This is a genomic window from Roseateles hydrophilus, from assembly GCF_026712245.1.
Taxonomy (GTDB): domain Bacteria; phylum Pseudomonadota; class Gammaproteobacteria; order Burkholderiales; family Burkholderiaceae_C; genus Pelomonas; species Pelomonas hydrophilus.
In genome coordinates this window covers 79972-93463 of record NZ_JAPPUY010000001.1, presented here as the reverse complement: position 1 = coordinate 93463, position 13492 = coordinate 79972, and the positions used below count along the sequence as shown (strand labels likewise).

The window sequence follows — 13492 nt, the reverse complement described above, 5'->3', positions numbered from 1 at the left end:
CAGGAGACAAACCCCCATGAGCGACGAGATTCGCGCCTTCAAGATGCAGCTCAAGCCCGGCGTGGTCGCCGAGTACAAGAAGCGCCATGACGAGCTGTGGCCCGACCTGGCCGAAGCGCTGCGCGGCGCCGGCATTCACGACTACTCCATCTTCCTGGACGAGAGCACGCTGAGCCTGTTCGCCGTGCTCAAGCTCAAGCCTGGCTACCCCATCGCCGAGCTGCCTTTGCAACCCGTCATGCGCCGCTGGTGGGACTACATGGCCCCGCTGATGGAGGTCGAACCCGACAACAAGCCGCGCCAATGGGACCTGCCGTCTGTCTTCCACTTTGCGGGCTGATCCTCGTCGCGCCGCTGGCTGCAGCGGCGTGGTGCGAGGCACCCAAGAAGCTGGAGCAAGTCGCCGCTGACGACTTCCACGCCGGCCTCACCCGCTGGCGGCTGGAGGCCGAAGACACGCGCGCCGTCGTCACTGCCGCAGGCGGTGTGCTGGACATCGCCACACCTGCAGGCTTGAGCTTGTGGTGGCGCGAGCCGCTGTCTGGCGACTACGCCGTGAGCTTCACGGCCGTAGCCCTGCCCGCACCGGCCAGCGCCGGGCCGCACGCAGGCCGCATCTCCGACCTGAACATGTTCTGGAATGCGCTCGAAGCCGACGGCAGCGAGCCCTATCCACGCACCGGCAAGTTCGCTGGCTACGACACGCTGCCCACCTACTACGTGGGCTTCGGCGCGAACGCCAACACCACCACGCGGCTGCGCCACTACACCGGCAGCGAGCGCCGGCTGCTGGCGGGCTTCGCCGACGGTGCAGGCGTCGAGCCCGGCGAACAGCCGATGACGCGCGCGACCCGCTTGCGAACGGGCCAACCAATCAGCATCGAGATTGTTTCGCGTCAACCCACGGCCAGCGACCCCGTTCACCTGCGCTGGCGGGCCGACAGCAACGAACTCTTTACACGCGCCGACGCCAATCCACGCCTGCACGGCCACTTCGCGCTGAGGACAACAGCCAGCCGTTTGCAGATCAGAGATTTCCAAATCCTTCGCTGCCAATGATGAAACACATGCTCCCCGCCCTCAGCCTCGCGCTCAGTTCCCTGACCACGATCGCTGCGCAGGCGGTGGAGCCGGTGAAGCTGGACATCCAGGCCGATCAACCTGGCCCCGTCATCGCGCGGCAGATCTACGGTCAGTTCGCCGAGCACCTTGGCAGCGGCATTTATGGCGGCCTGTGGGTAGGCACGGACAGCAAGATCCCCAACGTGCGCGGCTGGCGCAGCGATGTCGTGGGCGCGCTGAAGGCCGTCAAGGTGCCGGTGCTGCGCTGGCCCGGCGGCTGCTTCGCCGACGAGTACCACTGGCGCGACGGCATCGGCCCCCAAGCCCAGCGTCCGCCACGCGTGAACACCAGCTGGGGTGGCGTCATCGAGCCCAACACGGTGGGCACGCACGAGTTCATGGACCTGGCCGACCAGCTCGGCACCGAGGTCTACATCAACGCCAACCTGGGCTCAGGCACCGTGCAGGAGATGGCGCAGTGGCTGGAATACCTGACGGCCGAGGGCGACACCGCGCTGGCCCGCGAGCGCCGCGCGAACGGCCGCGACAAGCCCTGGCGCGTGCAGTACTGGGGCATCGGCAACGAGAGCTGGGGCTGTGGCGGCAACATGAAGCCCAGCTACTACGCCGACCTCTACAAGCACTGGGCCACCTTCGCCAAGGCGCCACGCGGCAACCGCCCCAAGCTCGTCGCCAGCGGCGGCCAGGAGCTGGAGCTGCACTGGACCGAGACGCTCAGCGCCGAGATCAAACAGATGAGCGCCATCACCCACCATCAGTACTCGCTGCCCACGCGTGACTGGAAGAAGAAGGGCGCGGCTGTGGGCTTCCCCGAGGCCGAGTGGATCTCCACGCTGGCCGTGCCCCAGACCATCGACAACTACCTCGCCAAGCACCGCGAGATCCTGGACCGCAACGATCCGGCCAAGAAGTTCGCCATCTACTTCGACGAGTGGGGCAGCTGGTACGACCCCGAGCCCGGCACCGACCCCGGCTTCCTCGTCCAGCGCAACACGCTGCGCGACGCGGTGCTGGCGGCGCTGCACTTCCATGTGTTCCACCGCCATGCCGAGCGCGTGAAGATGGCCAACATGGCCCAGATGGTCAACGTGCTGCAGGCCATGATCGTCACGGACAAGGAACGCATGGTGCTGACGCCGACCTACCACGCGTTCGCGATGCACCTGCCCTTCATGGACGCCACCTCGCTGCCGGTGCAACTGAGCGGCGTGCCCGGGTACACACTGGGCCAGTACAGCATCCCGGCCCTGAGCGCCAGCGCCGCCAAGGCGGCCGACGGCAAGCTGGTCCTGAGCCTGACCAACACCCACCCCCATCAGCCGCTGCCGCTGCAGCTCGCCGTGGGCGGCAAGCCCGTGCGCGCCGTGAGCGGCCAGTTGCTGACCGCCGCTGCGATGGACGCCCAGAACTGGTTCGACACGCCGGACCGCGTGAAGCCGCAAGCCTTCAAGGCCGAGGCGAAGAACGGCCTACTCGCGCTCACGGTGCCGGCCAAGTCCGTGCTGGTGCTGGACGTGCAGCCATGAAGCGCCTGCTCGCCCTGGTGGCGCTGGTCGCGCTGGTGGCCGCGCCGGTGCTGGCGGCAGACACGCTGCGCCCGCCGCTGCTCCTGACCGGCCAGCGCGCCGACGTGCAGGACCTCTCCGGCCGCTGGACCTACTCCAAGGACTACTACCGCACCGGCCTCACCGACATCAACGGCTGGGTCGCCAAGAGCCGCATGCAGCGCCACCGTGACGTGGACATCGCGGCCGAGGAGGCCAAGCCCGGCACCGGCTTCTTCGAGTTCGACCTGGACCGCGCGCCCGGCATGCAGATCCCCGGTGCCTGGAACGCCGCCGAGCCCGAGCTGCGCTGGTACGACGGGCTGATCTGGTTCCAGCGGCGCTTTGACGTGAAGCCGCCGCTGGCCGGTGAGCGCAGCTTCCTGCGCTTCGAGGGCGTCAACTACCGCGCCCACGTCTACCTGAACGGCAAGGAAGTCGGCCGGCACGAGGGCGGCTTCACGCCCTTCGTGCTGGAGGTCACCGACGCGCTGCGCGCCAGCGGCAACCGCCTCGTGGTCGGCGTGGACGCCAAGCACGACGCGCAGAGCATCCCCGGCGAGATCACCGACTGGGATCTCTACGGCGGCATCACACGCCCCGTGACGCTGATCCGCGTGCCCGCCACCTTCATTGACGACGCGACGCTGCGCCTCACCGACGCCGGCCGGCTGGTGGGCAGCGTGCAGCTCAACGGCGCGCAGGCCGCCGGCCAGGCCGTGAGCCTGCAGATCGCTGCACTGGGCCTGAAGGCGCAGGCGACCACCGGCGCCGACGGCGAGGCGCGCTTTGACCTGCCCGCGCCGGCAACGCTGAAGCGCTGGTCGCCGGAGTCGCCACAGCTGTACGCGGTGCGCTTCGCGGCCGGTGCCGACGCCGTGAACGAGCGCATGGGCTTTCGCACACTGGCCGTCAAGGGTGCTGACATCCTGCTCAACGGCAAGCCCATCACGCTGCGCGGCGTGTCCATCCACGAGGAAGAGCTGGGCGCCAATCCGGCCCGCCGCCTGACCGAATCGGCCGCGCGTGCGCTGCTGACCGAGGTGAAGACCGGCCTGAACGGCAACTACGTGCGCCTGTCCCACTACCCGCACAACGAAACCATGCTGCGCGTGGCCGACGAGCTGGGCCTGATCGTCTGGAGCGAGATCCCCGTCTACTGGACCGTGGACTGGGACAACCCCGCCGTGCTGCTGAAGGCCCGCCGCATGCAGGCCGAGACCCTCTACCGCGACCGCAACCGCGCCGCGCTCGCGTTGTGGAGCGTGGGCAACGAGACGCCGGTGGCTGACAACCGCACGCGCTTCCACGCCGCGCTCGCCGCCACCGTGCGCGCGCTGGACCCCAGCCGCCTCATCAGCGCCGCGCTGCTGGTGGAGCGCGAGGGCGACACGGTGAAGATCGCCGACCCGCTGCTGCCGCACCTGGATGTGATGGCCGTCAACACCTATGCGGGCTGGTACGGCAACGACACGCTGGCCGACCTGGCCAAGATCCGCTGGGCGCTGCCAACCGACAAGCCGCTCGTCATCTCCGAGTTCGGCGCCGACGCGCTGGCCGGCCATCACGACCTGGGCGAACAACCCAGGAAGTGGAGCGAGGAGTTCCAGGCCGCCTACTACCGCGCCACGCTGCAGATGCTCAGCCGCATCCCCAACCTGCGCGGCCTGTCGCCCTGGGTGCTGAAGGACTTCCGGTCCCCGCGCCGCGAGCACCCCATCTTCCAGAACGGCTGGAACCGCAAGGGCCTGATCTCCGAGACCGGCCAGCGCAAGCAGGCCTTCGACGTGATGGCCGACCACTACCAACGCCAGGCTCGCTGAGCCGGCGCCGGAGACATACATGCCCGCATTCCCTTCCCGTCGCGGCTTCCTGCAAGCCACCGCCGCCGCCTCGCTCGCCAGCACCCTGCCCCAGCCGGGCCAGGCCGCCACGGCCAACGTGCCGACCACCACCACACCGGTCAGCGACACGACGCTGCGCTGGCTGGACGGCGCCGCCCCTGCGCGCTTCGAAGGGGCCACCTTCGGCGTGCCCTGGCCGCGCGGCCAGCTGCGCGGCAAGCCCGACTTCAAGCTGGGCAACCACCCGGTGCAGTCCTGGCCGCTGGCCTTCTGGCCCGACGGCTCGCTGAAGTGGACGGCGCATGCGCTGGCCGGCGGCACGCCGCCAGGCCCGCTGACGCTGGGCACCGGCAAGCCGGCGCCGGGCGGCCTGAGCCTGACGCAGTCCGCCACGCAGATCGTCATCAGCGTCGGTGACTTGCAATGGACGGTGCCCACGCGCGGCACCGTGCTCATCGAGCAGGCCACGCGCGCCGGCCGCGTGACGATGCAGAACCTGCAGCTCGTCGCGCTGCGCCAGGACGGCGCCGAGCCCGAGCTGGCCGGCAAGACGGCCCGCCAGGCCTTCAGCAGCCAGGTCCACACCGTGACCGTCGAGCAGCAAGGCCCCGTGCGCGCCGTGCTCAAGCTCGACGGCACCCACCGCGCGACGGGCGACGGCCAGAGCCGCGACTGGCTGCCGTTCTCGGTGCGGCTGTACTTCTACGCCGGCACCGAGAGCGTGCGACTGGTGCACAGCTTCATCTGGGACGGCGACCCGGCCCGTGACTTCATCGCCGGCCTTGGCGTGACGGCGCAGGTGCCCATGTCGGACGCCACCTTCGACCGCCACGTGCGCTTCTCGGGCGAGGGCGTGGGCGTGTGGGGCGAGGCCGTGCGCCCCGTCACCGGCCTGCGCCGCGACCCCGGCCAGGCCTTCAAGGACGCCCAGGTCGCCGGCCGCGCGCTGCCGCCGCTGGACGGCATGGCCCGCCCGGTCTTCAACGGGCTGAAGTGGATTCCGGAATGGAGTGATTTCTCGCTGTCGCAGGCGAACGCCGACGGCTTCACCATCACCAAGCGCACCCAGCCCGGCCACGCCTGGATCGACGCCAACGGCGGCACCCGCAGCCAGGGCCTCGTGTACGCCGGCGGCGCCGCGGGCGGCGTGGCGCTGGGGCTGAAGGACTTCTGGCAACGCGCGCCCGTGCGGCTGGACGTGCGCGGCGCGGCCACGCCGCTGGCCACGGTGACGGCCTGGCTGTACTCGCCCTCCGCCCCGGCGATGGACATGCGCTCCTACCGCGCTGTGGGCGGCATGGACACGCACGAGAAGGAGATCGAAGGCCTCAACATCACCTACGAGGACTACGAGGCCGGCTGGGACTCGTCGGTCGGCATCGCCCGCAGCTCCGAGCTGCAGCTGTGGGTGCTGGGCGGCACGCCGTCGCACCAGGTGCTGTCCGACATGGCGGAGCAGGTGGCCCGCCCGGCGCGCCCGGTGCTGACGCCGCAGCGCCTGCACGCGGCCGGCGTGTTCGGCGACTGGGACCCGGTGGACGCCAGCACGCCCGGCCGCAAGCTGCTGGAAGACCGGCTCACGCTGCAGCTGGACCAGTACCTGCGCGAGGTGGAGCAGCACCGCTGGTACGGCTTCTGGCACTACGGCGACGTGATGCACAGCTACGACGCCGACCGCCACATGTGGCGCTACGACATCGGCGGCTACGCCTGGGCCAACTCCGAGCTGTCGCCCGACCTGTGGCTGTGGATGAGCTACCTGCGCAACGGCCGCGCCGACGTGTTCCGGCTGGCCGAGGCCATGACGCGCCACACCGGCGAGGTGGACGTGTATCACCTCGGCCGCTTCAAGGGTTTCGGCACGCGGCACGGCGTGCAGCACTGGTCCGACTCGTCCAAGCAGCCGCGCGTCTCCAACGCGGCCTACCGGCGCATCTACTACTTCCTCACCGCCGACGAGCGCGTCGGCGACCTGATGCGCGAGCTGCTGGACTCCGACGCCGACATCGCCAAGGTCGACATCTCGCGCAAGCTCGCCCGCAGCGCCGCCCCGCCGCAGACCGACCTGCCCGGCGTGGGTTTCGGCACCAGCTGGGGCTCGTGGATCGCGGCCTGGCTGGCCGAGTGGGAGCGCACCGGCAACACGCGCTGGCGCGACAAGATCGTCGCCGGCATGCAGAGCATCGGCGGCATGCAGCGCCGCTGGTTTGCCGGCGGCGCGCCCTATGACGCCAAGACCGGCCGCTTCGCCGGCCCGGGCGACGTGGTGCAGATCTCGCACCTGAACGCCGTGTTCGGGCTCATCGAGATGAACTCGGAGCTGCTGACGCTGGTGGACGTGCCGGCCTACCGCCACGCCTGGCTGGAGTACTGCCGCTACTACAACGCCCCCAAGGCCGAGATCGCCGCGCTGCTGGGCCGCGACCCCGGCGGCCGCAACCTCGCCGACACCGGCTCGCGCATGACCGCCTACGCCGCCTTCCACGAGCGCGACCGTGCGCTGGCGCTGCGCGCCTGGCGCGAGTTCTTCGCTTCGCGCGCGCTCAAGGGCGGCGGCACCGTGCGGCGCATCAGCGGCCCGGCCGTGCTGCGGCCGCTGCAAGAGCAGGCCAGCATCAGCACCAACGACTCGTCGCAATGGGGCCTGGCCGCCATCCAGAACCTGGCGCTCATCGGCGACTCGCTGGACGAAGCCGCCCGCGCCGCCGGCCTGCTGCCGTGAGGCTGAGCCGCCGCACGCTGCTGGCCGCCGGCACCGCAGCGGCCGCCAGCAGCACGCTGACGGGCTGCGCCGTGCCGGCGGCCCGGCCGCTGGCCACCGAGCGCCTGCCGGTCGGGCCCACGCCCTTCGACATGCCGGCGCTGACGCTGCCGGTCTTCACCGGTCGGCCGCGCTTCACGATCACCGACTTCGGCGCCCGCGTCGACAGCCAGGCCGCCACGTCGGCCGCGCTGGCTGCGGCCATTGCCGCCGCGCATGGCGCCGGTGGCGGCACCGTCATCGTGCCGCCCGGCCGCTGGCCCACCGGGCCGGTGCACCTCAAAAGCCGTGTCGAGCTGCACCTGAAGGCGGGCGCCACGCTGCACTTCTCTTCCGACCCGGCCGACTACCTGCCCGCGGTGCAGGCCAGCTGGGAAGGGCTGGAGTGCATGATCCATTCGCCCCTGGTCTACGCCTTCGGCGCCGAGGACATCGCCGTCAGCGGCGCCGGCACGCTGGAAGCCGGCATGGACGTGTGGACGCAGTGGTTCACGCGGCCCAAATCGCACATGGATGCGCTGGTGGCGCTGTACCGCATGTCCGTCGACGGCGTGCCCGCCACCGAGCGGCGCATGACGGACGAGGCCTTCATGCCCGGCGCGCGGCTGCGCCCGCCCTTCCTGCACTTCAACCGCTGCCAGCGCGTGCGGCTGGAGGGCGTGCGCATCGTCAACAGTCCGTTCTGGACGGTGCATCCCTTCCTCTGCGAGGACGTGTTGATCCGCGGCATCAGCATCCGCGCCCACGGCCACAACAACGACGGCATCGACCCCGAGATGAGCCAGCGCGTGCTCATCGAGGACTGCACGTTCGACCAAGGCGACGACGCCATCTCCGTCAAGTCCGGCCGCGAGCGCGACGGCTGGCGGCTGGCCACACCGTCGCGGCACATCGTAGTGCGGCGCTGCAAGGTGCTCAACGGCCACCAGCTGATGGCCATCGGCAGCGAGCTGGCGGGTGGCGTGTCGGAGGTGCTGGTGGAGGACTGCGAGGTCGACAACCGCGCCAGCACGCACAAGGTGCAGCTGTTCAACCTGCTGTTCGTGAAGACCAACGAGCGCCGCGGCGGACACGTGCGCAACATCCACCTGCGCCGCGTGAAGGCGCACCGGCTGGTGGGCAGCGTGCTGGACGTGGACATGGACGTGCTCTACCAGTGGCGCACGCTGATGCCGACGCTGGAGAAGCGCCTCACGCCCATCGAGGGGGTGTTCGTGTCCGACGTCGAGGTGGCCGAGGCCCAGCACGTGAGCCGGCTGCGCGGGGAGGCGTCGCTGCCGGTGCGGGGTGTCCGCATCCGGCGCGTGCGCGTGCAGCGGCTGCTGGGCGGCGCCCACGACCACCGCCACGCCCAGCAGGTCGACATCGCAGATTGACACTCGGCACCACAACAACACCACAGGAGACACCCCGTGACCGACACCACGCGCCGCAGCTGGCTGCAACAGCAGGCGTCCCAGGCCGCACTGCTGCGCCTGGGCGTGCCCCTCATGCCCTTGCTGGCCGCTCCGACCCAAGCGCAGGCCGCCGGCAGCGAACACCGCCTCTGGTACCGCCGCCCCGCCGATGAATGGGTGCAGGCGCTGCCGGTAGGCAATGGACGACTGGGCGCCATGGTGTTCGGCGGCACGCACATGGAGCGGCTGCAGCTCAACGAGAACAGCTTCTTCTCCGGCGGGCCCTACGACACGACCAACCCGAAGGCGCGCGAAGGCCTGCCCAAGGTGCGCGAGCTGGTGTTTGCCGGCCGCTACGCCGAGGCCGAGAAGCTGGCCAACGAGACGCTGCTGGGCACGCCCAACCGCCAGATGAGCTACCAGCCGCTGGCCGAGCTGCTGCTGGTCTTCCCCGGCCTGGACGGCGTGCGCGACTACGAACGCAGCCTGGACCTGGACGAGGCCGTCGCCACCACGCGCTTTCGTGCCGGCAGCGCGACGTTGACACGCGAGGTCTACGCATCGGCAGCCGACCAGCTCATCGTCGTGCGCCTGTCCGCCGACAAGCCCAAATGGATCACCGCCGACATCACGCTAACCGCGCCGCACCAGAAGTCCAGTGGCGGTGAAGGCCAGCACACGCTGTGGGTGGCCGGCACCAGCCCCACGGTGGGCGGCATCGAAGGCCGGCTGCCCTTCGAGTGCCGGCTGCAGCTCATCGCACGCGGCGGCAAGGTCTCGGCCCGCAACGGCGGCCTGGCCGTGCAAGGGGCCGACGAGGTGTTCATCCTCATCGCTGGCGCCACCGGCTACAAGCGCTTCGATGACATCTCCGCCGACCCGGCCGCGCTGAACGCGCAGACGCTGGCTGCCGCCCTGGCACGCGGGCCCGAGGCACTGCGGCAGGCCCACCGCGAGGATCACCAGGCGCTGTTCCAGCGCGTGGCCATCGACCTCGGCACCGGCCCCAACGGCGCCCTGCCCACCGACGAGCGCATCGCCCGCTTCGCCGAGGGGCGCGACCCCGGCCTGGCCGCGCTGTACCTGCAGTACGGCCGCTACCTGCTGCTGGCCAGCTCACGCCCGGGCTCGCGCTTCCCGGCCAACCTGCAGGGGCTGTGGAACGAAAAGACCAACCCGTCTTGGGGGTCCAAGTGGACCATCAACATCAACACGGAGATGAACTACTGGCCCGCCGAGCTGTGCAACCTCGGCGAGACCGTGGAGCCGCTGTTCGCGATGGTGGAGGACCTGGCCATCACCGGCGCGGGCGTGGCGCAGAAGATGTTCGGCGCCCCGGGCTGGGTGGCCTTCCACAACACCGACGGCTGGCGCGTGGCCGCACCGACCGACGGCGCCCAGTGGGGCCTGTGGCCCATGGGTGGCGTGTGGCTGGTGAATACGCTGTGGGAGAGCTGGCTGTTCCGGCGTGACCCGGCGCTGCTGCGGCGCCTGTACCCGCTGCTGAAGGGCGCCGCCGAGTTCCAGCTCGCCACGCTGGTGAAGGACCCGAAGAGCGGCTTCATGGTCACCAACCCCAGCGTCTCGCCCGAAAACAGCCACCCGCACGGCTCCTCCGTCTGCGCCGGCCCGGCCATGGACAGCCAGCTGCTGCGCGACCTGTTCGCCTACGCCGCCGAGGCCGCGCGCGAGCTGCGCACCGACCGGCCGTTCGCTCGCGACTGCCTGGCCATGCGCGACCGCCTGCCGCCCGACCGCATCGGCCAGGCCGGCCAGCTGCAGGAATGGCTGGAGGACTGGGACCTGCAGGCCCCGGAGCTGCAGCACCGCCATGTGTCGCACCTGTATGCGCTGTACCCGTCGGCACAGATCACGCCCGAGGACACGCCGGCACTGGCCGCCGCCGCCCGCAACGTGATGGTGCGCCGCGGTGACGACACCACCGGCTGGGGCATAGGCTGGCGCATCAACCTGTGGGCGCGCCTGCAGGACGGCGAGCAGGCCTACGCGACGCTGAACCGCCTGCTGCACCCCAAGCGCAGCTACCCCAACCTGTTCGACGCGCACCCGCCCTTCCAGATCGACGGCAACTTCGGCGGTGCGGCCGGCATTGCCGAGCTGCTGCTGCAGTCGCACCGCGGGCGCATCACGCTGCTGCCCGCCTGCCCCAAGGCCTGGCCCGACGGCCGCGTGCGCGGGCTGTGCGCGCGCGGCGGCTTCGAGCTGGCGTTCAGCTGGCGGGGCGGCGAGCTGCAGACGCTGAGCATCGCCAGCAAGATTGGCGGCAGTACAGAACTGCGCTGGCGCGGCGGCCAATTGCCCCTGAAACTCGCGGCCGGCCAGACCGCCCGCTTCGAACGCCGCGACGGCCGGCTGCAACGCCTCTGAGACCCATGACCCACGCATTGAACCGACGCCACCTGCTGGCCGCTGCCCTGCTCACGCCTGCCCTGCCCGCGCTCGCGCAGGCGCCCGCCGCACCCGCCCCGGCCGCCCTGCCCTGGCCCAATCCGCTGGTCACCCAGCGCGCCGACCCTCAGATCCTGCGCCACGACGGCTGGTACTACCTGATGGCCACCGTGCCCGCCTACGACCTGCTGGAACTGCGCCGTGCCCGCAGCATTGCCGGCCTCGCCACGGCCGACGCCAAGGTCATCTGGCGCAAGCACGACAGCGGCCCCATGAGCCGCCACATCTGGGCGCCTGAGCTGGCCTTGCTGGACGGCCGCTGGTTCATCCATTTCAGCGCCGGTGAAGCGAAGGAGCCCTGGAAGATCCGCCTGTGGACGCTGGAGAACACGTCCCCCGACCCGATGCAAGGCGAGTGGGTGGAGCGCGGCCAGGTCAAGACCGCGTGGGACACGTTCACGCTGGACGCCACCGTCTTCGAGCACCGCGGCCAGCGCTACATGGCCTGGGCCCAGACGGATCCGGCCAAGAAGAACCACAGCACCGACATCTACCTCTCGCGCATGAAGAGCCCCACCGAGCTGGAAGGGCCACAGGTGCGCCTGACCCAGCCCGAGTACGCATGGGAGAAGGTGCGCCACCAGGTCAACGAGGCGCCGGCCGTGCTGGTCCGCGGCGGCCGCGTGTTCATGACCTACTCGGCCGCCGGCACCGGCGCCGAGTACTGCCTGGGCCTGCTGTGGGCCGACGAGAACGCCGACCTGCTGGACCCGAAGAGCTGGCGCAAGTCGCCCGGCCCGGTGTTCAGCAGCAGCGCAGAGAACAGCCAGTACGGCCCCGGCCACAACAGCTTCCTCGTCGAGCCCGACGGCACGGTGCTCAATGTCTTCCACGCCCGCAACTACCGCGACGTCAAGGGTGACCCGCTGAAGGACACCGGCCGCGCCACCCGCGTGCAGCCGCTCGCGTTCACGGCCGACGGCATGCCCGACTTCGGCCAGCCGCTGAAGGAGACGCAGCGATGAGCGCCGTGATCGCCCTGACCGACGGCGCCCCCAACACCTTCGACGGCAGCGCGCCGGACCGCATCTGCCGCCGCCCCACGCGCGCCGAGCTACACGCCTACCCGTCACCCACACCCGCCCGCGGCCGCGCCCTCGTCTACGCCGGTGGCGGCTACCTGCAGCTGATGCACGACAAGGAGGGCGTGGAGGTCGCGCAGTGGCTGAACACGCTGGGGCTGGACGCCTACGTGCTGGTGCACCGCCTGCCCGGCCACGACGGCCACCCCTTCGACATCGCGCTGCAGGACGGCCTGCGCGCGCTGGACGTGCTGGCCACGCTGCCGCCGCTGCCGCTGCTGCACGTGGGCCTGTCCTCCGGCGGCCACCTGGCCGGCGTGATGGCCTGCCAGCGTGACAGTGCCGGCGCCGTCATCGCCTACGCGCCGCTGAACGCCAACCACCGCAGCCACAAGTTCCCGCCAGGCAAGCCCGACTTCCCGCCGCCCGAGAAGCAGGCCTTCTACGACGCCTGGCCCATCGGCATCGCCACCGAGCCCCACGGCCTGCCCAAGTGCCCCGTGTTCCTGGCCTATGCGCTGCACGACCCCGTCGTGCCGGTGCAGCATGCGCTCAACCTCATCGTCGCGGCGCAGCAGCACCAGCTGGATGTGGAGGCGCACGTCTTCCCGCAAGCCGAACACGGCTTCGCGCTGCGCGGGCTGGACGGCACGCAGGATCAGTGGCCGGGGCTGGTGGCGCGGTGGCTGCAGCGCCTGCTGGCAGTCTGAGCAACGACCTCAGCGGCCGAGCGAACCCGTGCACAACTGCTGCTCGCAAGGTACGCCGTCGTGATTGCCGTCCATCTGCGTTCCGGGGCAGTGGTTGATGAACCACGTTGCCTCGGCGCAGGAATTCATCTGCGAGCAATGGGTGCGCCCATCGCAACGAAAGCCCGCATCCGCAGCGGCCGCCGGTTGGGGCGCCACGCTGGCGGGTTGGTCTTCCAGATGACGGCGGTGGTTCTGCGCCTCGAACGAGCGATAGACCCAGGTAGCCCCGCCGGCCAGCACTGCCAAGACCAGCGCGCCAGACAGAAGCGTGGACAACAACCCGCTGGAACCACCCCGTGGCCGGGCCACCGGGCGCCGCGCGGGCGGCGTGCCGACCGCCAGCCGAACCACACGGACGGCGCGCGGGCGCCCATCCTCGCCGCGCCCCAGCTCGTAGCGCAGCGTTTCACCGACCACCGGCCGACTGCCATCACGCGGCAAGTCACCAATGTGGACAAAGATTTCTGCACCGCCATGGCTGGGTGCGATGAAGCCGAACCCCTTGTCGTCGTGCCAGGTCCGTAACTTTCCAATCAAAGGCATTGTCTTGAGTCCCCCTGTCCAGACGAACTATGCCCGCAGCAGCATCCTGACCGCCCCAGGCCACGTCGCCGGATTGA

The 13492-nt window shown here is 70.5% G+C and carries 10 protein-coding genes; 9 read left to right on the top strand and 1 reads right to left on the bottom strand.

From position 1 onward, the window contains the following. Positions 1 to 16: 16 nt before the first annotated feature. The 9 genes from NYO99_RS00440 to NYO99_RS00400 are packed head-to-tail and all read left to right on the top strand — an operon-like array spanning position 17 to position 12830. Positions 17 to 340 carry an L-rhamnose mutarotase gene (locus NYO99_RS00440; RefSeq protein ID WP_268165124.1) on the top strand — a complete coding sequence of 108 codons (324 nt, stop codon included), beginning with the start codon at positions 17 to 19 and terminating at the stop codon, positions 338 to 340. Continuing rightward, positions 304 to 1059 (top strand): DUF6250 domain-containing protein, encoded by a 756-nt coding sequence (locus NYO99_RS00435; protein ID WP_268165123.1) that lies wholly within the window; start codon positions 304 to 306, stop codon positions 1057 to 1059. Before NYO99_RS00440 ends, NYO99_RS00435 begins: the two co-directional genes overlap by 37 nt. A gap of 8 nt (positions 1060 to 1067) precedes the next feature. After that, entirely contained in the window at positions 1068 to 2609 is a 1542-nt protein-coding gene (locus NYO99_RS00430) for an alpha-N-arabinofuranosidase (protein WP_268165122.1), read from the top strand. Continuing rightward, on the top strand, positions 2606 to 4450 hold the full coding sequence (locus NYO99_RS00425) for a glycoside hydrolase family 2 protein (RefSeq protein ID WP_268165121.1): 1845 nt from the start codon (positions 2606 to 2608) through the stop codon (positions 4448 to 4450). Before NYO99_RS00430 ends, NYO99_RS00425 begins: the two co-directional genes overlap by 4 nt. Before the next feature lie 19 nt (positions 4451 to 4469). Further along, on the top strand, positions 4470 to 7193 hold the full coding sequence (locus NYO99_RS00420; protein WP_268165120.1) for an exo-rhamnogalacturonan lyase family protein: 2724 nt from the start codon (positions 4470 to 4472) through the stop codon (positions 7191 to 7193). Next, on the top strand, positions 7190 to 8608 hold the full coding sequence (locus NYO99_RS00415; protein ID WP_268165118.1) for a glycoside hydrolase family 28 protein: 1419 nt from the start codon (positions 7190 to 7192) through the stop codon (positions 8606 to 8608). The genes NYO99_RS00420 and NYO99_RS00415 overlap by 4 nt, the downstream gene beginning before the upstream one ends. Positions 8609 to 8644: 36 nt before the next feature. Further along, entirely contained in the window at positions 8645 to 11017 is a 2373-nt protein-coding gene (locus NYO99_RS00410; protein WP_268165117.1) for a glycoside hydrolase family 95 protein, read from the top strand. A 5-nt stretch (positions 11018 to 11022) separates the two neighbouring features. Continuing rightward, the gene (locus NYO99_RS00405) at positions 11023 to 12063 is read left to right on the top strand and encodes a glycoside hydrolase family 43 protein (RefSeq protein WP_268165116.1); all 1041 of its coding nucleotides are present in this window, start codon (positions 11023 to 11025) and stop codon (positions 12061 to 12063) included. Further along, on the top strand, positions 12060 to 12830 hold the full coding sequence (locus NYO99_RS00400; protein WP_268165115.1) for an alpha/beta hydrolase: 771 nt from the start codon (positions 12060 to 12062) through the stop codon (positions 12828 to 12830). The genes NYO99_RS00405 and NYO99_RS00400 overlap by 4 nt, the downstream gene beginning before the upstream one ends. A 9-nt stretch (positions 12831 to 12839) precedes the next feature. Here the strand turns inward: NYO99_RS00400 and NYO99_RS00395 are convergent, their stop codons facing one another. After that, positions 12840 to 13415 carry an excalibur calcium-binding domain-containing protein gene (locus NYO99_RS00395; protein ID WP_268165114.1) on the bottom strand — a complete coding sequence of 192 codons (576 nt, stop codon included), beginning with the start codon at positions 13413 to 13415 and terminating at the stop codon, positions 12840 to 12842. Positions 13416 to 13492: the final 77 nt, after the last annotated feature.

Excerpts from the sequence above, each read along its gene's own strand:
- NYO99_RS00440 (WP_268165124.1), top strand. The coding sequence starts at position 17 with ATGAGCGACGAGATTCGCGCCTTCAAGATGCAGCTCAAGCCCGGCGTG.
- NYO99_RS00435 (WP_268165123.1), top strand. The coding sequence starts at position 304 with ATGGGACCTGCCGTCTGTCTTCCACTTTGCGGGCTGATCCTCGTCGCG.
- NYO99_RS00430 (WP_268165122.1), top strand. The coding sequence starts at position 1,068 with ATGCTCCCCGCCCTCAGCCTCGCGCTCAGTTCCCTGACCACGATCGCT.
- NYO99_RS00425 (WP_268165121.1), top strand. The coding sequence starts at position 2,606 with ATGAAGCGCCTGCTCGCCCTGGTGGCGCTGGTCGCGCTGGTGGCCGCG.
- NYO99_RS00420 (WP_268165120.1), top strand. The coding sequence starts at position 4,470 with ATGCCCGCATTCCCTTCCCGTCGCGGCTTCCTGCAAGCCACCGCCGCC.
- NYO99_RS00405 (WP_268165116.1), top strand. The coding sequence starts at position 11,023 with ATGACCCACGCATTGAACCGACGCCACCTGCTGGCCGCTGCCCTGCTC.
- NYO99_RS00400 (WP_268165115.1), top strand. The coding sequence starts at position 12,060 with ATGAGCGCCGTGATCGCCCTGACCGACGGCGCCCCCAACACCTTCGAC.
- NYO99_RS00395 (WP_268165114.1), bottom strand. The coding sequence starts at position 13,415 with ATGCCTTTGATTGGAAAGTTACGGACCTGGCACGACGACAAGGGGTTC.